We start from the raw sequence: 16,975 nt of genomic DNA on the forward strand, positions 1-16,975 counted from the left end.
TCAGCCCTTGAGCCAGCGCGGGAGATGGTCGGCCGCGATGAGGTCGTCGTAGGTCGGGCGCGGGCGGACGACGGCATAGCTGTCGCCGTTGACGAGCACTTCCGGCACGAGCAACCGGCTGTTGTACGTCGACGACATCACCGCGCCGTAGGCGCCAGCCGTCATGACGGCGAGAAGATCACCCGGCTCGACTGGCGGCAGGGCGCGGTCTTCGGCGAGAAAATCGCCGGTCTCGCAAACGGGGCCAACGAGGTCCTGTTGGATGGGCGGCATCTCGGTGCGCGCTTCAACGACCGGCCAGATGTCGTGATAGGCCTCGTACAGCGTCGGCCGGATCAGATCGTTCATGGCGCCATCGACGATCGTGAAGGTCTTGTCGGTGCCTTCCTTCACGTAGATCACCTGCGTGACGAGAATACCGGAGTTGCCCGCAATCATGCGACCAGGTTCGAGAACGAGCTTGAGGCCAAGGCCGCCCAGCGTCTCCTTGACGACGGCGGCGTATTCATCGGGCGTCGGCGGAATGTCGTTGGCGCCACGGTAAGGAATGCCCAGCCCGCCGCCGATGTCGAGATGCTCGAGCGCAATTCCGTCAGCAATGAGATCGCGCGCCAGATCGGCGAGCAGCCGGAACGCATCGCGAAACGGCGCGAGCGTCGTGATCTGGCTACCGATGTGCATGTGGATGCCGGAAATCTTGATGCCGGGCAGCTTGGCTGCCTCCGCGTAAAGCGCGCGCGCATCGTCGTAGGGCACGCCGAACTTGTTCTCGGCCTTGCCGGTCGAGATCTTCGCGTGCGTCTGCGCATCGACGTCCGGATTGACACGAATGGCGATCGACGCCGTTTTGCCGAGCGCGGTCGCGACCTCGCTCAAGGCGCGCAGCTCCGGCTCGCTCTCGACGTTGAAGCCGTGAATGCCCTCTTCCAGAGCGTAAGCCATCTCGGCCTTAGTCTTGCCGACGCCCGCGAAAATGATCTTCGATGCCGGCACGCCCGCCGCCCGCGCCCGTCGCAGTTCGCCCTCAGACACGACGTCCATGCCCGCGCCGAGCCGCGCCATGGTGGCAAGCACGGCCTGGTTCGAGTTCGCTTTGACCGCGAAGCAGATGAGCGCGTTCTGGCCCTCGAACGCGCGCGCCAGCACCTCGTAATGGCGCACGAGTGTCGCCGTCGAATAGCAATAGAACGGCGTGCCGACCTCTTCCGCAATGCGAGCGAGGCTAACGTCCTCGGCGTGGAGGACGCCGGACTTGTAATGGAAATGATGCATCGGAGGCTTCTAGCGGATGAGAAAGACCCGCTTCAACGGAAATTGCGGGACGCCTCCAAAAACCGGCTGGCCGGACCGGTTATCTGAGCAGCGGGTCGAGGATGAAGGGTTCGTGCGGCTTTGGCGCAGCATCCGAGTTCGAACCGGCGGCACGCTCCTCCGGCGCTCTCACGTCACCAGCTGCCTTGGCGGCCGGAGGCGGCTCCAACGGTCCCCTGACGCCGCAGCCACCAAAACCGGCGCACACCGCACCGGCGAGAGCCAGCGCGATCCACGATTTCGTGCGGCGTGCGAGCACGGCCATGCCAGAAACACTCCAAAACCAGTCGGCCCGCCCGTAAGGCAGGCATTGCAAGTAAAGACTTTTAGACCGTCCCCCTCGCCTTTTCCAACCGCTTGAGCCATTGCCGGGCCATTTTGGCGACGTTCTGTGGCGCGGTTCCCCCATAGCTGGTCCGGCTTTTGACCGAATTTTCCACAGACAGAACCGAGAACACCGCGTCCGTGATGCGCGGCTCGACGGCCTGCATCTCGGCCAAGCTCAATTGATCGAGGTCGATGCCCCGGGCTTCGGCCGCCTTCACGATGGCGCCCGTCACATGATGTGCCTCGCGGAACGGCATTTTGAGTTCGCGGACAAGCCAGTCGGCCAGATCGGTCGCCGTCGAATAGCCCCGCCCGGCGGCAGCCCGCATGGCCTCCGCATTGGGCTCCAGATCCGCGATCATGCCGGCCATGGCGGCAATGACGAGACGCAGGCTCGAAAGCGCGTCGAACGTCGCTTCCTTGTCCTCCTGCATGTCCTTCGAATAGGCGAGCGGCAGCCCCTTCATCACGATGACGAGGCCCTGGAATGCCGACGCGATGCGGCCGACCTTGGCGCGCGCGAGTTCCGCGGCATCCGGGTTGCGCTTCTGCGGCATGATCGAGGAGCCGGTGGTAAAGCGGTCGGACAGCTTCACGAACCCGAACTGCGGCGTCATCCAGATGACGATCTCTTCGGCAAGGCGCGAGAAATGGACAGCCGCGATCGTCGCCGCAGCGAGCGTCTCGAGCGCGAAGTCGCGATCCGACACGCCATCGAGCGAGTTCGCCATCGGCCTATCGAAGCCCAGCGCTTCCGCCGTCATCTCGCGATTGATCGGGAACGAGGTGCCGGCGAGCGCCGCCGAGCCCAGCGGCGATTCATTGAGACGCTTACGCGCATCGGCGAACCGGCCGCGGTCACGCGCGATCATCTCGACATAGGCGAGCAGGTGATGACCGAAGGTCACGGGCTGCGCAGGTTGTAGGTGCGTGAATCCCGGCATGACGGTCGCGGCGTGCGCCTCGGCCTTCTCCGCGAGCGCCACCTGCACAGTCTCAAGCGACGCATCGATGGCGTCGATGGCGTCACGCACGAAGAGCCGGAAGTCGGTCGCGACCTGATCGTTGCGCGAGCGAGCCGTGTGCAACCGCCCGGCCGCAGACCCGATCAGCTCTTTCAGCCGGTTCTCGACGTTCATGTGAACGTCTTCCAGCGCGCGCGAGAACTCGAACGTACCGGCCTCGATCTCCGCCTTGATCTTGTCGAGACCGCCGGCAATCTCGTTGGCGTCCGACTTTGTGAGGATGCCCGCCTCCGCCAGCATCGCCGCGTGCGCTTTAGAGCCGCGAATGTCCTGCGGGGCGAGCTGCTTGTCGAAGCCGATTGAGGCATTTATCTCCTGCATGATCTCGGCGGGAGACATTGCGAAACGGCCACCCCACATGGTGTTGGCTGGCTTGTCGGTCACGGGCGGCTCCGTCTTAAGCAGAAAGATAAGGTTTACCAAATGGCAGCAAACGGCGCGGTTGGCCCGCAGAAGGCTCTTTGGATTGTGGCGCTGTCGGCCCTGGCAGGCTTCGGCGCCGTATACGTTATTGGAGGCAGGTTGGGCAACGGCGGTGCGGAAAAATCGCAGACCGCCGCGACGAATGCGGCCCCGCCCGCCAAAGAGCAATCAGGCCAAGCTCCGGCCGGATCGCCAGCAAGCCTCGGCGATATGGCGGCTTTCGTGAAGAAGAAGACGCCCGAGCCGCTGCCCGACATCACTTTCCAGGATGCCGCCGGAAAGGACGTCAAGCTTTCGAGCCTGAAGGGCAAGACCATCCTTCTCAATCTCTGGGCCACGTGGTGCGAGCCCTGCCGCGAGGAAATGCCGGCTCTCGATCGCCTGCAGAAAGAGCTGGGCAGCGACAAGTTCGAAGTCGTGGCGCTGAGCCTCGACCGCAAGGGCTATGACGCCTCGCGCAAGTTCCTCGACGAAACCAAGGCCAATAACATCACGCTGTACGTCGACCCGAGCGCCAAGCAGGGTATGGCGCTGAAGGTGCTCGGCATGCCGACGACGATCCTGATCAACAAGGACGGATTGGAAATCGGGCGTCTGGCGGGCTCGGCGAAATGGGATTCGCCCGACGCGAAAAAGCTCATCGAGGCGGCGATGAACTGACCGCCTCGAGTTCAGCTCGATCCTAACACCGCTAGCCGTTCGCAGCCTTCGGAGGCTCGGGCGGCTATTTCTTTTTGGTCTTCTGCGTCAGTGCCGAAGCGGCAACGGACTTCGCAGCCTTGCTGGCTTTGGGATCCTGCATGATTTTCGACGCGGCCGAGGCGACCTTCTTGCTCGTCACCTCGTTGACGCTTCTGGCCTGCGTCAGTGCCGACGCCGCGACCGACTTTTCCGCCTTGCTCGCCGACTTGCTGTTCAAGACTTTCGAGGCTGCCGAAGAAACCTTCTTGCTGGTGGCTTCCGATTTCGCCATGGACGTCGCTTCCTCTCTCAAGGTGCCGCGCGGGTGCGGTCGAACGGACATCGATCATGCCCGATTCGAATATGACGTGTAATGACAGAGAGGCGGCCTTTCCAGAGACTTTCTTTGCGTTGCCCGGCAAGCCAAAGGCCGCCGTCTACCTGCCCTTATACGCCGAATTGACACCCCGCCCCCGAGAGGCGACAAGGCGCGTCGCAAACACTTTTCCGCACAGCATTGGAGACGCTTTCCCCATGGCCCACGACGACCTGAAGCAGACAATCGAAACGGCATGGGAAGCCCGCGACGGCATTTCGTTCGACACCAAGGGCACGGTTCGCGACGCGGTTGAGACCGCGCTCAACCTCCTGGACAAGGGCGAAGCCCGCGTCGCGGAGAAGGTGGACGGCACCTGGACGGTCAACCAGTGGCTGAAGAAGGCGGTCCTTTTGTCGTTCCGCCTCAATGACATGGAGATGATCCCGGGGGGCCCTGCAGGCAGCTTCTATTGGGACAAGGTGCCGCCGAAGTTCGCCGGCTGGACGGAAGCGGACTTCCGCAAGGGCGGCTTCCGCGTGCTGCCCGGCGCCATCGTCCGCCGCTCGGCCTACATCGCCCCCGGCGCTGTTCTGCTCCCCTCATTCGTCAACCTCGGCGCCTACGTCGACAGCGGCACGATGGTCGACACCTGGGCCACCGTGGGCAGCTGCGCCCAGATCGGCAAGAATTGCCACATTTCGGGCGGCGCCGGCATCGGCGGCGTTCTGGAGCCGCTGCAGGCGGGACCGGTTGTTATCGAGGATAACTGCTTCATCGGCGCCCGCGCCGAAGTCGCCGAAGGCGTCCAGGTCGGCGAAGGCTCGGTCCTCTCGATGGGCGTTTACCTCGGCGCCTCCACGACGATCATCGACCGCGCCACGGGCGAAAAAATGTTTGGCAAGGTGCCTCCCTATTCGGTCGTTGTATCGGGTACGATGCCGGGCAAACCTCTGCCCAACGGGGAACCGAGCCCGAACCTCTACTGCGCTGTGATCGTCAAGCGCGTCGATGAAAAGACGCGCAGCAAGACAAGCATCAACGAGCTTCTCAGGGATTAGGCCGTGCCGCGGACCTATCGAGCACTCGACCCCACGAGAATCGTGGAGACAATCGAAAGGCTCGAGGAGCGCATCTCGGTGCGCTTTCCGGGGTCCGGGCTAGCGCGGGTCTGCGCCGATCTCTGTGGCGTCGCCCGGCAGACCTCGCAGCGGATCACGTACGTTGACCGCCCGAATTGGACGCTCCGCCTTCTGCTTCTGTCGATGGGTGGGGCGTCCGTTGTCGTTCTGGCCTATCTCGCGGCCCAGGCAGCCGTGCTCAAAGGCACCGATGAATGGTCCGAGACTGTCCAGGGCCTCGACGCATTGCTCAACCTTCTGGTTCTTTTGGGCGGCGGTGCCTTCTTCATCTCGACGCTCGAAACGCGCTGGAAGCGCTCGCGCGCCTTGACGGCGCTTCATGAGTTGCGCTCCATCGTCCACGTCATCGACATGCACCAGCTGGCGAAGGACCCCAGTTCCGAGCGCCCCGCGATGGTCAGCATTGGAGGCGGCCAGCGGAAAATGTCGAATTTCGAACTCATGCGTTATCTCGACTATTGTTCCGAAATGCTTTCGCTGACCGCAAAGTGCGCGGCACTCTATGCGGAACGCTTGAGCGATTCCGTGGTCGTCGATACCGTTGGCGCCATCGAGCGGCTGACGTCGGAGCTTTCGAATAAAATCTGGCAGAAGATCACCATCATCGAAACGCTTGACGCGCGCGAGGTTCCGTTGCCCGCGCTCCGAGCCGAGCCATAGCCATAGGACGTCCGCTTCAGAATGACCCTGATACCCACAGACTCCGTCGCCTTGGCGCAGGCGCTCATCCGCTGCGAAAGCGTAACGCCCGACGAAGCTGGCGCCCTGACGCTTCTGCAGAACGTGTTGGAGCCCGCAGGCTTCACCTGTCACCGCCTCGTCTTCTCCGAGCCCGGCACGCCCGACGTCGATAATCTCTACGCCCGCCTCGGCGCCGGCCGGCCGCATCTCTGCTTTGCCGGGCATACCGACGTCGTGCCAGCGGGTAACGAAGCCGCCTGGACCGTGCCACCCTTCGCCGGCGAAGTGCGCGATGGCAAGCTCTACGGACGCGGCGCCGTCGACATGAAAGGCTGCATCGCTGCCTTCCTCGCGGCGACCATGCAGTATCTCCATCACTACAACGGCCTGCCGCGCGGCTCGATTTCGTTCCTCATCACGGGCGACGAAGAAGGTCCCTCGATCAACGGCACGATGAAGGTGCTCGACTGGCTGAAGGCGCGCGATGAAGTCATCGATGCCTGCCTGGTCGGCGAGCCCTCGAACCCCAACGCCCTTGGCGATGAAATCCGCATCGGCCGCCGCGGCTCTCTCAATGCCGATCTGACGGTACACGGCATCCAGGGCCATTCGGCCTATCCGCAAATTGCCGATAATCCGGTGCCGAAACTCGCCCGCATCATCGACCGCCTCTCGTCAGCCAAGCTCGACGGCGGCACGGAAAACTTCCAGCCGTCGAACCTGCAGGTGACGGTCATCTCCGTTCCCAACACGGCGACGAACGTCATTCCCGGTCACGCGATCGCCAAACTCAACATCCGCTATAATGACGGCTGGACGCGTCCAACCATCGAAGAGTGGGTGCGCACCACGGTCGCCAGCGCCGCTGACGAACTGGATGCGAAATACGATCTGAAATTCTCAGGCACGGGCGACGTGTTCCTGACGAAACCCGGCCCGCTCGTCTCGACGCTGAAGGATGCGGTGAAGTCGGTCACCGGCCGCACGCCTGCATTGACGACGGGCGGCGGCACATCGGACGCGCGCTTCATCAAGGACATCTGTCCCGTCGTCGAATTCGGCCTCGTCAATCAGACGATCCATCAGGTCGATGAGCACACGAGCGTCGCCGACCTCGAGAAGCTCACCGAAATCTACGGACGCTTCATCTCGAACTTCTTCCGCAACGGCTGATTGGGACGTCATCCTCGGCCGCGCGCGCAATGGCGCGTCGAAGGCCGGGGATCCAGCGTCAGGCGAGCCGAAGGCACAAGATATTTTTGGGTCTTCGACGACTCTCATGCTGGATCCCTAATCGCGCTCGCGAGAAAGCTCACACGATTGAGGATGACGAAGCGTTACGCGCCCGGATTCCGTTACGGGCTGCCGGCACGCGGAAAGGCTTCGGCGCTGGCGGCCGGCTCCGCGCAAGCGGAGTCGCCAGCGCCAAATAAAAAAGGCCGCCCATCAGGCGGCCTTCTCGATTCTTTACCCCGCTGAAGAAACGATCCTTAGACCGACTCTTTCAGTTCCTTGGCGGCGCGGAAAGCGATCTTCTTCGAAGCCTTGATCTTGATGGCTTCGCCCGTTGCCGGGTTGCGGCCCATGCGAGCCGGACGCTTGCGAACCTGCAGAACGCCGAGGCCGCCGATGCGGATGCGGGCGCCCTTCTTCAGGTGCTTGGAGATCTGAGCGACGAGATCTTCGAGCAGCGCAACCGACTGCTTCTTGGGGATCTCGTGACTTTCCGCCAGCGTCGCAGCGATGTGCTTCAACGTGACGGTTTCGATTTTCGCCGTAGCTTTAGCCGCGGTCTTAGCCGGAGCCTTCTTAGCCGGCGCAGCTGCCTTTGCCATTGTCGTCCCTCTTATGCGAATCGGTTCGGTACCAAACACTACATCGTTGAAACCCGAAAACATGCGTTTTCTGGGCCTTTTTCGAATGAAGCGGGCGAAAAGAGCAGCATTTGTGGCCCGAAAGCAAGCGCCACGTATGGGTTCCGCGCAAAAAAAGCCGCCGAATCGCTAGTTTTCCGGGGTGTTTTGGCGAAAAGCGCGGCCGTACATGCGACAGAAGTTCGAAAGTTCGCGAAGGGAGCCTCTTCTCAAACGATACTATTTGAAATGCTTCGAAAGCTTCAGGCCCTGGCCCTGATAGTTCGATCGGAGCCCCTGGCCATAAAGCGTTTGAGGCGTCTCCGTCATGCGCTCATAGATGAGACGGCCGATGATCTGCCCGTCTTCGAGAATGAACGGCACCTTGTGCGAACGCACTTCGAGAACGACGCGCGAGCCCCGCCCGCCTGCCGCCGCATGCCCGAAGCCCGGATCCATGAAACCCGCATAATGCACGCGGAATTCGCCGACGAGCGGATTGAACGGAACCATTTCGGCAGCATGCGTCGGCGGCACGTGCACGGCTTCCTTCGAAGCCAGAATGTAGAACTGGTCGGGATCGAGAATGAGCCGGTGCTTGTCCTTGACGTAGATCGGATCCCAATAATCCTCGACCGGATAGGCGCCGACCCGATCGACATCGACGACGCCCGTATGCCGTCGCGCCCGGAAGCCGACGAGCCCGGAAGCATCGCCTGCCAGATCGACCGTCAGCGCGATGCCGCCGGAAATGTCAGCCTCGTCCGATGATACGAGCCGCTCACGAAGCTGCAACTCGCGCAACGCGCTATCGCTGTCAGCGGCCGGACCGTTGCGGAAACGGATCTGCGACAGCCGCGAACCTTTGCGAACGACGATCGGAAACGTCTGCGGACAAATCTCGGCAAAGAGCGGGCCGTTATAGCCCCGCGGAATTTGATCGAATGCGCCGACGCCGTCGGCGATGACGCGCGTGAAGACGTCGAGCCGCCCCGTCGAGCTTTTCGGGTTCGCAGACGCTTCGACGTCCTCCGGCAGCTCCAAGGATTCCAACAGCGGCACGATATAGACGCAGCCCGTTTCCAGCACCGCCCCCTGGCTGAGGCTGATCGCATGCAGAGACAGATCATCGAGGTTGGTCTGCACGCGCCCGCCGGGCCGCGGAAGGAAACTCGCGCGAACGCGGTAGGCGACAGCACCGAGCCGCAAATCGAGACTTGCCGGCTGCACCTGCCCCTCGACGACGGACTCGGCTGTTTGGATCTCGCCGCCCGCAATCATTTTTGAGATGGCTTGCGAGGGAAGAATACCCACCGCAGTTTCGCGCCGCTTCGGCGCGGGATGAGTTTTCTCAGTTTTCGTCATGGCGCCGATCTACCCCCAAGGCCTCCGTCTAATGTAGGGCAGATGCTTCGCCAAGCGCGACACTCTCGGCAATACCCGTTATTCCTGTATCTATGCCGCCTCTTGACGCCACAGGGTGCGGGGGGTAATCCCCGTTGCAACTCTCGTGGTCCTTTGGCCGGCCGGCTTGCAGCCACGTTAAACAAGTCGCTAAAGAGGCCGTGTGCGCTCCCGGTATCCCGCGCCCGGCCTCATCGTCAGCCGGCGTCTGTGGACCGGGTTTTTTATTGCGCGAAAGGCCGTTTCCGATGGCGAATGACGACAAGTCCCCGTCCAACAACCCAGCATGGCGCCCAGCCACAGCGCTCGTTCATGGCGGCATCACCCGCTCCGAATGGGGCGAGACGTCGGAAGCGCTCCATCTGACGCAGGGCTTCGTCTACAAAAGCGCCGAGCAGGCCGAAGCGCGTTTCAAGCAGGAAGACCCGGGCTTCCAGTACACACGCTTTGGAAATCCCACGATCTCGATGTTCGAAGATCGCCTGAAGATTTTCGAAGGCGCCGAGGAATGCCGCGCCACCGCGACCGGCATGGCCGCCGTCACGGCCTCGATGCTGTCTTACATGAAGACCGGCGACCACATCGTCGCCGCGCGCGCGCTCTTTGGCTCCTGCCGCTACATCGTCGAGACGCTCTGTCCGCGCTTCGGCATCGAAGCGACGCTCGTTGACGGCCGTGATCTTGACGCTTGGCGCGCCGCCGTCCGCCCGAACACGAAGATGTTCTTCTTCGAGACGCCATCGAACCCGACGCTGGAACTCGTCGATATCGCAGCCGTCACCAAGATCGCGCGCGACAACGGCATCATCAGCATCGTCGACAACGTCTTCGCGACGCCGATGCTGCAGCGGCCGCTGCAGCTTGGCGCCGATGTCGTCGTCTATTCGGCAACCAAGCACATCGATGGCCAGGGCCGCTGCCTCGGCGGCGCCGTTCTGGGCAGCACCGAGTTCATCACGAAATACGTGCAGGAATGGCTCCGCCAGACCGGCCCCTCCATTAGCCCGTTCAACGCCTGGGTCATGCTGAAGGGCCTCGAGACGCTGCCGCTCCGCGTCAAGGCGCAGTGCGATACCGCCGCGAAAATTGCCGATCTTCTGGCGGGCCTCAAAGGCGTGACCCGCGTGATCTACCCCGGCCGGGCAGACCACCCCCAGGCAGCGCTGGCGGCCAAGCAGATGCCGGGCGGCGGCCAGATGATCGCTTTCGAGGTCGAAGGCGGCAAGGAAGGCGCGTTCCGCTGCCTGAACGCTCTGCGCCTCGTCAGCATTTCCAACAACCTGGGCGACGCCAAGAGCTTGGTCACCCATCCGGCGACGACCACCCATTTCAAGCTGAAGCCCGAGCAGCGCTCGGAACTCGGCATTAGTGATGGTATGATCCGTCTTTCGATCGGACTTGAAGCAGTCGAGGATTTAGCAGACGATCTCACCAACGCGGTGAAGAGTGTCACGGGATGACGGGGACAATATGAGTAAAAGCACGCCGACTTCCGCAGCACGAAGGGCCGCCGCCGCGGACTTTCATGCCTATGAAGCAACGACGCGCGGTATCCGCATCCGCGTCGAGCCCCGCTACATGGAAGACCAGTCCTCGCCCGAAGACAGCCATTTCGTCTGGTCTTATGCCGTCGAGATCAGCAACGACGGTGCCGAGACCGTGCAGCTGAAATCGCGCATGTGGCGGATTACGGACGCGCTCGGCCGCACCGAGGAAGTGCGCGGCGCCGGCGTTGTCGGACAGACGCCGGTCATCGAGCCCGGCAAGTCGTTCAACTATACCTCGGGCTGTCCGCTGAAGACCCCGCAGGGTATTATGGTCGGCAGCTATCAGATGTCGGACGAGGCCGGTCAACTTTTCGACGTCGCCATCCCGGCCTTCTCGCTCGATAGCCCCTATACCCGGCGCAGCATGAACTAAGTGCGGCTCCAGCCGATGAGCGAAGTGCAAGGCCCAACCTACACGCCCGTTGAATTGCTCGCGCGCCTCGTGGCGTTCGATACGACGAGCTATAAAAACAATCTCGGCCTCATCGCCTTCGTCGAGGATTATCTGCAGGCGCATGGCGTCGCCTCGCAGCGCATCGTCAGCGACGACGGTCAGAAAGCCTCGCTCTACGCCACCATCGGCCCGCGTGACGAAGGCGGCATCGCGCTGTCCGGCCACACCGATGTCGTGCCCGTCGATGGCCAGGACTGGACGAGCGACCCGTTCACGCTGCGCGCTGCGAACGGCCGCCTCTACGGCCGCGGCTCGGCCGACATGAAGGGCTTCATCGCAGCCTCACTCGCCGCCGTGCCGGACTTCAACAAGCGCAAACTGAAAAAGCCGATCCACCTCGCCTTCTCGTATGACGAGGAAGTGGGTTGCATCGGCGTTCGTCCGATGATTGCCGAGCTTGGCAAAGCGCTGCCGAAACCGCGCATGGTGATTGTCGGCGAGCCGACGAGCATGCAAGTGGTCGATGCGCACAAGGGCCCGGTGCGCTGGCACGTCAACGTCAAGGGACGCGCCGCGCATTCGAGCATGGCGCATCTGGGCGTCAACGCCGTCACCTACGCCACGCGCCTTATCGGCGAACTCGAACGCATGGAAGCCGAACTCAAGAAGCGCACCATCGACACGCGCTTCGAGCCGCCCTATTCGACCTTGCAGGTGACGAAGATCGAAGGCGGCACGGCGACGAACATCGTCCCCGTCAGTTGCTGCTTCGTGTTCGACATCCGCGGTCTGCCGGGACTGCACCCCGACGAAATCGAAGATCGCCTGCGCCGCTTCGCAGAGACGAACTGCCTGCCCGAAATGCGCGCCGTCGCGCAGGAAGCTGCCATCGACATCGAACGCGTCAACGCCGTGCCGCCTTTCGGCGCCGAGCCCTCATCCGAGGTCGTGGCGCTCGCACTGAAGCTAACCGGCCAGAACCAGACGTACGGCGTCTCCTACGGCACGGAAGCAGCGCTGTTTCAGGACGCGGGCGCACCCTCAGTCGTCTGCGGACCGGGTGACATTGCTCAAGCTCACACCGCCGACGAATGGATCGCGGAAAGCGAAATCGCAAAATGCATGGGCTTCCTGCATCGCTTAGGCGATTGGGCCGAGACCTGAAAAAAGCGGCCCATGCCGGGGAGCGCAAAGTTCATTGCGCTGCAATAGGCTAACCAAGTCTCCACACGGTGTGACCCGCCTGCGACATACCGTGCAAACATACAATAAACCCACACTTTTCTAGAAAATCGCCGTGCTTCCGGCGCACTCTTGAGGGTACCAATCATCCGAGCCTGTCGAGCTTTCGCAATCTTCAGAGACGCAAAAATGAAAAAACGCATTCAACTGCTCAACGTCTCGGCCTGCACGATCGCAGCGGCTCTCACCGTGGCCGGATGCTCGACCGCTTCGGTGCCCTCCATCGGCTCGATCAATCCGTTCGGCGGGAATTCGATTTCCGAAGTTGACCGCGCCTACCTGCAGGCTGCCGGCAGCTGGGATCTCAACCACGACAACGTCGTGACGTGTAACGAATGGAAGTCCTACGCCGAGGATCTCTTCAACGGCGCCGATGCCAACCACGATGATTCACTCGACGCGACGGAGTGGAACAACCTCACCCGCGTCGACAAGATGTTTACGGTCGCTGATTTGAGCTACTTCGATCAGAACGGCGACGGCAAGGTCACGCGCCAGGAATTCGTCGATAAGCCCAATCCCGCCTTCGTGCTGATGGACAAGGCGGGTTCGTGCAAGCTCGACGGAACGCAGATCGCGAGCGCCCGCTCAAAGACCGAATACGACGTCTCCGGTGCGAAGCCGCAGAGCGGGGACCCGCGTGACGCGGACGGCCAAGTCGGCAAGGCCGCAAACGGCGGTCTCGGCAGATAAGCAATCATACTCTGGATAGAAGCGCTGCACTCGATCTTCACCACCGTCATCCCGGCGAGGGCCAGGATCCAGGCAACGCCCACATTGTCATCCCGGCCGAAGCGAAGCGCAGAGCCGGGACCCAGGGCGAAGGGCGCAGTCTTCAAGTACTGGGTCCCGGGTCTCGCAAGATGGCTCGCCCGGGATGACAAGCTTGGGCCCATCTATGACAACCCTCATCCCGGCGAACAATGCGCCGGCGGCCGGCCAGCGGAACGCGAGTACCCGGCGCCAACGAATGTCATCCTCGGCTTTATGCCGAGGACCCATCGCCCAACTTGCGCTTCTGCTTATTGGAAATGCGAAGTTCGGACCTGACCGCGAACGCGAAGCTCAGCCGCCCGCTGATCTCAATTCGTCAAGCGAGAACTCGTAACGCGCCGTGCAGAACTCGCACGTGACGACGATCTTGCCGTTGTCATCCAGCATATCGGAAAGCTCCGTCGCGCCGAACGCGAGCAGCACGTTCTCGACCTTCTCGCGGCTGCACCGGCAGAACGACGACAGCGGAATGACACGCTCGATTGCGACGGCTTCCTCATGGAAGAGCCGGAGCAGCAGGCGCTCGACCGTAAGCGCCGGATCGAGCAGCTCGATATCTTCGACAGTCGCCGCAAGCATCTCGACCCGCTTCCAGTCGTCGTCCTGCTCGCTCGCACCCTCATCGACCGAAGTGCCGACGCTTTGCACCATGAGTCCGCCCGCGCGGCGGTGCCAGCGCGTGCCAGGCTCTGATGCCTCGCGCGTCGCCACGTACTGCTCGGCAACTGCGGTGCGAATGAAGGTCGGCAGGCTCTCGCGCTGCTGGAAGTAAGCCGCAGCCGTCGCAGACAGCGGCGCGTTCTCGAATGCGAGCACGCCCTGATAGCGCTCCTGGCCGGGCCCGGAATCGAGCGTGATCGCGAGATGGCCGTTGCCCAGCGCCGAAGCCGTGTCGGGCCGCGCTCCGCTTTGGGCCAACGCGGCAACCTTGTCAGCATCGTAACGGGCATAGCCCCTGAGGCGGCCGCTTGCGGTGTAGTCGGCAACGAGAATGGAAACGGCCCCATCAGACCGCATCAGCAGATTGAGATTGCCGCCTTGCGGCAACGCCGATCCGCACAACGCCGCGAGCGCCAAGGCTTCCGACAAAGCCCGGCCCGCAAGGTCCGGCATCGCATGCGGAACGACGATCTGATCGAGCGTCGCCCCGAGCCGCACCAACCGGCCCCGGATGTTGGAGTTCTGCGTGCGAAAGGCGACGACGACGTCGTCAGCCGGGATCGCGGACGGAACTGGCGGAGTGTCAGCCGGCATTGGTAAGACAGTTCCTCAGGCGCCGAAGCACCACGCAAGAATGGCTTTCTGAGCATGCAGCCGGTTTTCGGCTTCGTCAAAGACGACCGACTGCGGCCCCTCCAGAACGTCTTCGGTGACCTCGTGCCCGCGATATGCGGGCAGGCAGTGCATGAAGATCGCGTTCTTCGCCGCCTTGCTCATGAGCTTGGCATCGACCGCATAGGGCGCAAGCATCTTCTTGCGCTGCTCAGCACCCGACTGGCCCATCGAAACCCACGTATCGGTGACGACGCAATCGACGCCCTCGACCGCCCACGCCGGATCCGTGCCGACTTCGACGTCGCCCTTCTCCTTGCGCAGCCACGCGAGCGCTTCCTCTTCCGGGAAGAGCTCCTTCGGGCAGGCGAGCTTCAGCTTGAAGCCGAAACGGACGGCCGCGTGCATCCACGAGACGGCGACGTTGTTGCCATCGCCGATCCAGGCGACCGACTTGCCCTCGATCGGGCCCAGATGCTCTTCGAACGTCTGGATGTCGGCCATGACCTGGCAGGGGTGGCTCTTCTCGGTCAAACCGTTGATGACAGGGATCGTCGCGTACTTCGCGAGATCAAGCAGCGTCGCATGCGCGTTGGCGCGGATCATGATGCCGTCGGCATAGCGCGAGAGAACGCGCGCCGTGTCGGCAACGGATTCACCGCGGCCAAGCTGCAAATCCGTGTGATTGAGCGTCAGAGCGCCGCCGCCGAGCTGGCGCATCGCAATGTCGAACGAAACCCGCGTCCGCGTCGACGGCTTCTCGAAGATGAGCACGAGAACAAGGTCGTCGGCGTTCTTCGGGCGCAAATTGTCGGGCACGCGTTTGCCCGCCACTTTCATCGCATGCGCTGCGTCGATGATCCCGCGCAAGGTCTTGCTGTCGAGATCGCAGATGTCGAGAAAATGCCGGACGGTCCGGACGGGTTGCTTCGTATCCATAACTTGCGGAGCTTTCTCCAGCTCTTTCGAATAGCCGGTCATCATGACATCTCGCGAGCGACGCGGGTGAGAGCACGCGACAGGGCTCGCACCCCCTCGCCAATCTCTTCCTCTGTCGCGATGAGGGGTGGAATAATGCGCACGCTATTGTCGCCAGCGCCGACGATGAGAAGCTTCTCCTCGTTGGCGGCTTTGACGACCTGCGCCGGCGTGATGGTGGATTTGAGCTTCAGTCCCGTCAGCAGGCCCGCACCGCGAACCTCTTCGACGAGGCCGGCGTGCTGATCCTTGAGGCCTTCAAGACCCTGCTTGAGGTGAAGCGCCTTCGTTTGCACCGCTTCGAGGAAGCCCGGCTCTGTGATGACGTCGAGAACCGTCGAGGCGACAGCCATCGCTAGGGGGTTACCGCCGAACGTCGAGCCGTGCGTGCCGGGCGTCATGCCTTTGGCCGCCTCGGCCGTCGCCAGAACCGCACCCGTGGGAAATCCGCCGCCAAAGCCTTTCGCGATCGCCATGACGTCCGGTGTGATGCCGGCCCATTCGTGCGCGAAGAGCTTGCCCGTCCGTCCAACACCGGTCTGAACTTCGTCCAGCACCAAGAGCAAGCCGTGCGTGTCGCAAAGCTCGCGCACGGATCTCAGAAATTCAGCCGAAAATGACCTGACGCCGCCCTCGCCCTGAATGGGCTCGAGCAGGATCGCAGCCGTCGTGGGTCCGATCAGAGCTTCGACCGCCTCGAGATCGCCGGGCTCGACATGATCGAAGCCTTCGGCGGTCGGCCCGAAGCCCTCCAGATACTTTTCATTTCCAGCTGCGGCCAGCGTCGCCAGCGTCCGCCCGTGGAAGGCCCCGCGGAAAGCGATGATGCGCTGCCGCTCCGGCGCGCCCGATACATAATGATAGCGGCGCGCGACCTTGATCGCGCCCTCGACCGCTTCCGCGCCCGAGTTACAGAAGAAGACCTGGTCGGCAAACGTCAGCCGCGTCAGCTTCTCCGCGACCGTCTCCTGGCCCTCGACACGATAGAGATTAGAGGTGTGCCAGAGCTTTTCCGCCTGGGTCTTCAGGGCTTCGACAAGCTTGGGATGCGCATGGCCCAGCGCGTTGACTGCGACGCCCGATCCGAAATCGAGATAACGCTCTCCGCCTTCCGAGATCAGCCAGCAGCCTTCGCCACGTACGAAGACAATGTCCTGACGAGCGTAAGTGCCCATCACAGCCGTCGAAGGTGCGGCAGTGGCAGAAGCGCTACGGGAAGCTTTCCCCAGCGCAGCGGGGGAAGAAGACATGGTTCGTGGATAACCCTGAGCAGAAAATCAAAAAGCCGCCCAATTCCGGCGGCTCAATCACAACCCCTGATAACGCTCCGAAGCATTCCTGTCAATAAATGCTCGGTTTCGCACCAAGAGTTTCCGGGCGGAATTGCCAATGCTACGCCCTTATGGTTGAAAGGGCCTCTTCGCAGCCCGGAAATTGAACATATCCCCTGGCGCGAATCGTCTGTGGCGCAGTCGCCACTTCTCCCTGTCAATACCCTGAAGCTTGCAGCTCTGGCTTGTAGACGGGATTCAGCATGTTGTAACTTATGCTTGTCAGGCCACGACATATGGCGGCTTAGCCGTCTGCAGTCGCTTGTGTATCGGC

At 62.5% G+C, this 16,975-nt stretch carries 17 protein-coding genes and 1 riboswitch; of the genes, 8 read left to right on the forward strand and 9 right to left on the reverse strand.

What is annotated here, in order from left to right; genetic code table 11:
- The 3 genes from lysA to argH form a co-directional block, all read right to left on the reverse strand.
- Positions 1-1,272 carry a diaminopimelate decarboxylase gene (lysA, locus tag VFG26_RS03155; RefSeq protein ID WP_325022136.1) on the reverse strand — a complete coding sequence of 424 codons (1,272 nt, stop codon included), beginning with the start codon at positions 1,270-1,272 and terminating at the stop codon, positions 1-3.
- Positions 1,273-1,351: 79 nt separating this feature from the next.
- Positions 1,352-1,576 carry an LPS translocon maturation chaperone LptM gene (lptM, locus tag VFG26_RS03160; protein WP_325022138.1) on the reverse strand — a complete coding sequence of 75 codons (225 nt, stop codon included), beginning with the start codon at positions 1,574-1,576 and terminating at the stop codon, positions 1,352-1,354.
- Positions 1,577-1,637: 61 nt separating this feature from the next.
- Entirely contained in the window at positions 1,638-3,047 is a 1,410-nt protein-coding gene (argH, locus tag VFG26_RS03165) for an argininosuccinate lyase (RefSeq protein WP_325022140.1), read from the reverse strand.
- A gap of 39 nt (positions 3,048-3,086) precedes the next feature.
- On the opposite strand from argH, the gene VFG26_RS03170 reads away from it, so the two are divergent.
- Positions 3,087-3,746, forward strand: a complete 660-nt coding sequence (locus tag VFG26_RS03170; protein WP_325022142.1) for a TlpA family protein disulfide reductase — start codon at positions 3,087-3,089, stop codon at positions 3,744-3,746.
- Positions 3,747-3,810: 64 nt separating this feature from the next.
- Here the strand turns inward: VFG26_RS03170 and VFG26_RS03175 are convergent, their stop codons facing one another.
- Positions 3,811-4,110, reverse strand: coding sequence for a hypothetical protein (locus VFG26_RS03175; RefSeq protein ID WP_325022144.1), 300 nt, complete (start codon positions 4,108-4,110; stop codon positions 3,811-3,813).
- A 191-nt stretch (positions 4,111-4,301) separates the two neighbouring features.
- Between VFG26_RS03175 and dapD the strand changes: the two genes are divergently transcribed.
- Genes dapD through dapE form a run of 3 tightly spaced genes read left to right on the forward strand, consistent with a single transcriptional unit; the run spans position 4,302 to position 7,079 of the window.
- Positions 4,302-5,144: a 2,3,4,5-tetrahydropyridine-2,6-dicarboxylate N-succinyltransferase gene (gene dapD / locus VFG26_RS03180; RefSeq protein ID WP_325022146.1), complete on the forward strand. Its 843-nt coding sequence runs from the start codon at positions 4,302-4,304 to the stop codon at positions 5,142-5,144.
- A 42-nt stretch (positions 5,145-5,186) separates the two neighbouring features.
- Positions 5,187-5,885: a hypothetical protein gene (locus tag VFG26_RS03185; RefSeq protein WP_325022148.1), complete on the forward strand. Its 699-nt coding sequence runs from the start codon at positions 5,187-5,189 to the stop codon at positions 5,883-5,885.
- A 21-nt stretch (positions 5,886-5,906) separates the two neighbouring features.
- On the forward strand, positions 5,907-7,079 hold the full coding sequence (gene dapE / locus VFG26_RS03190; protein WP_325022150.1) for a succinyl-diaminopimelate desuccinylase: 1,173 nt from the start codon (positions 5,907-5,909) through the stop codon (positions 7,077-7,079).
- Positions 7,080-7,396: 317 nt separating this feature from the next.
- Here the strand turns inward: dapE and VFG26_RS03195 are convergent, their stop codons facing one another.
- Positions 7,397-7,741, reverse strand: coding sequence for an HU family DNA-binding protein (locus VFG26_RS03195; RefSeq protein WP_325022152.1), 345 nt, complete (start codon positions 7,739-7,741; stop codon positions 7,397-7,399).
- A gap of 258 nt (positions 7,742-7,999) precedes the next feature.
- Positions 8,000-9,124, reverse strand: coding sequence for a 2'-deoxycytidine 5'-triphosphate deaminase (locus VFG26_RS03200; protein ID WP_325022154.1), 1,125 nt, complete (start codon positions 9,122-9,124; stop codon positions 8,000-8,002).
- A 135-nt stretch (positions 9,125-9,259) separates the two neighbouring features.
- Positions 9,260-9,338: riboswitch (SAM riboswitch) on the forward strand.
- A gap of 73 nt (positions 9,339-9,411) precedes the next feature.
- On the opposite strand from VFG26_RS03200, the gene metZ reads away from it, so the two are divergent.
- The 4 genes from metZ (at position 9,412) to VFG26_RS03220 (ending at position 13,039) form a co-directional block, all read left to right on the forward strand.
- Positions 9,412-10,623 carry an O-succinylhomoserine sulfhydrylase gene (gene metZ, locus VFG26_RS03205; protein ID WP_325022156.1) on the forward strand — a complete coding sequence of 404 codons (1,212 nt, stop codon included), beginning with the start codon at positions 9,412-9,414 and terminating at the stop codon, positions 10,621-10,623.
- 10 nt (positions 10,624-10,633) lie between these two features.
- Positions 10,634-11,083: a Co2+/Mg2+ efflux protein ApaG gene (gene apaG / locus VFG26_RS03210; protein WP_325022158.1), complete on the forward strand. Its 450-nt coding sequence runs from the start codon at positions 10,634-10,636 to the stop codon at positions 11,081-11,083.
- Positions 11,084-11,098: 15 nt separating this feature from the next.
- Positions 11,099-12,268 carry an acetylornithine deacetylase gene (gene argE, locus VFG26_RS03215; RefSeq protein ID WP_325022160.1) on the forward strand — a complete coding sequence of 390 codons (1,170 nt, stop codon included), beginning with the start codon at positions 11,099-11,101 and terminating at the stop codon, positions 12,266-12,268.
- Between the two features lie 207 nt (positions 12,269-12,475).
- Complete coding sequence (locus tag VFG26_RS03220; protein WP_325022162.1) at positions 12,476-13,039, forward strand: EF-hand domain-containing protein; 564 nt, start codon at positions 12,476-12,478, stop codon at positions 13,037-13,039.
- 372 nt (positions 13,040-13,411) lie between these two features.
- On the opposite strand, the gene VFG26_RS03225 is transcribed toward VFG26_RS03220, so the two are convergent.
- The 3 genes from VFG26_RS03225 to VFG26_RS03235 are packed head-to-tail and all read right to left on the reverse strand — an operon-like array spanning position 13,412 to position 16,545.
- A complete protein-coding gene (locus VFG26_RS03225; protein WP_325022164.1) occupies positions 13,412-14,374 on the reverse strand; it encodes an Hsp33 family molecular chaperone HslO in 963 nt (320 codons plus the stop codon).
- A gap of 15 nt (positions 14,375-14,389) precedes the next feature.
- A complete protein-coding gene (argF, locus tag VFG26_RS03230; protein WP_325022237.1) occupies positions 14,390-15,331 on the reverse strand; it encodes an ornithine carbamoyltransferase in 942 nt (313 codons plus the stop codon).
- A 41-nt stretch (positions 15,332-15,372) separates the two neighbouring features.
- Positions 15,373-16,545 (reverse strand): aspartate aminotransferase family protein, encoded by a 1,173-nt coding sequence (locus VFG26_RS03235; RefSeq protein WP_325022166.1) that lies wholly within the window; start codon positions 16,543-16,545, stop codon positions 15,373-15,375.
- Positions 16,546-16,975: the final 430 nt, after the last annotated feature.

The organism is Hyphomicrobium sp., from assembly GCF_035687085.1.
Taxonomy (GTDB): Bacteria; Pseudomonadota; Alphaproteobacteria; order Rhizobiales; family Hyphomicrobiaceae; genus Hyphomicrobium_B.

Bases quoted from the DNA above. Each gene is read 5' to 3' on its own strand.
- VFG26_RS03175 (WP_325022144.1), bottom strand. From the start codon at position 4,110: ATGTCCGTTCGACCGCACCCGCGCGGCACCTTGAGAGAGGAAGCGACG.
- VFG26_RS03170 (WP_325022142.1), top strand. From the start codon at position 3,087: ATGGCAGCAAACGGCGCGGTTGGCCCGCAGAAGGCTCTTTGGATTGTG.
- dapE (WP_325022150.1), top strand. From the start codon at position 5,907: ATGACCCTGATACCCACAGACTCCGTCGCCTTGGCGCAGGCGCTCATC.
- lysA (WP_325022136.1), bottom strand. From the start codon at position 1,272: ATGCATCATTTCCATTACAAGTCCGGCGTCCTCCACGCCGAGGACGTT.
- VFG26_RS03195 (WP_325022152.1), bottom strand. From the start codon at position 7,741: ATGGCAAAGGCAGCTGCGCCGGCTAAGAAGGCTCCGGCTAAGACCGCG.
- argF (WP_325022237.1), bottom strand. From the start codon at position 15,331: ATGGATACGAAGCAACCCGTCCGGACCGTCCGGCATTTTCTCGACATC.
- VFG26_RS03235 (WP_325022166.1), bottom strand. From the start codon at position 16,545: ATGGGCACTTACGCTCGTCAGGACATTGTCTTCGTACGTGGCGAAGGC.
- VFG26_RS03200 (WP_325022154.1), bottom strand. From the start codon at position 9,124: ATGACGAAAACTGAGAAAACTCATCCCGCGCCGAAGCGGCGCGAAACT.
- lptM (WP_325022138.1), bottom strand. From the start codon at position 1,576: ATGGCCGTGCTCGCACGCCGCACGAAATCGTGGATCGCGCTGGCTCTC.
- apaG (WP_325022158.1), top strand. From the start codon at position 10,634: ATGAGTAAAAGCACGCCGACTTCCGCAGCACGAAGGGCCGCCGCCGCG.
- argE (WP_325022160.1), top strand. From the start codon at position 11,099: ATGAGCGAAGTGCAAGGCCCAACCTACACGCCCGTTGAATTGCTCGCG.
- dapD (WP_325022146.1), top strand. From the start codon at position 4,302: ATGGCCCACGACGACCTGAAGCAGACAATCGAAACGGCATGGGAAGCC.
- VFG26_RS03225 (WP_325022164.1), bottom strand. From the start codon at position 14,374: ATGCCGGCTGACACTCCGCCAGTTCCGTCCGCGATCCCGGCTGACGAC.
- VFG26_RS03220 (WP_325022162.1), top strand. From the start codon at position 12,476: ATGAAAAAACGCATTCAACTGCTCAACGTCTCGGCCTGCACGATCGCA.
- metZ (WP_325022156.1), top strand. From the start codon at position 9,412: ATGGCGAATGACGACAAGTCCCCGTCCAACAACCCAGCATGGCGCCCA.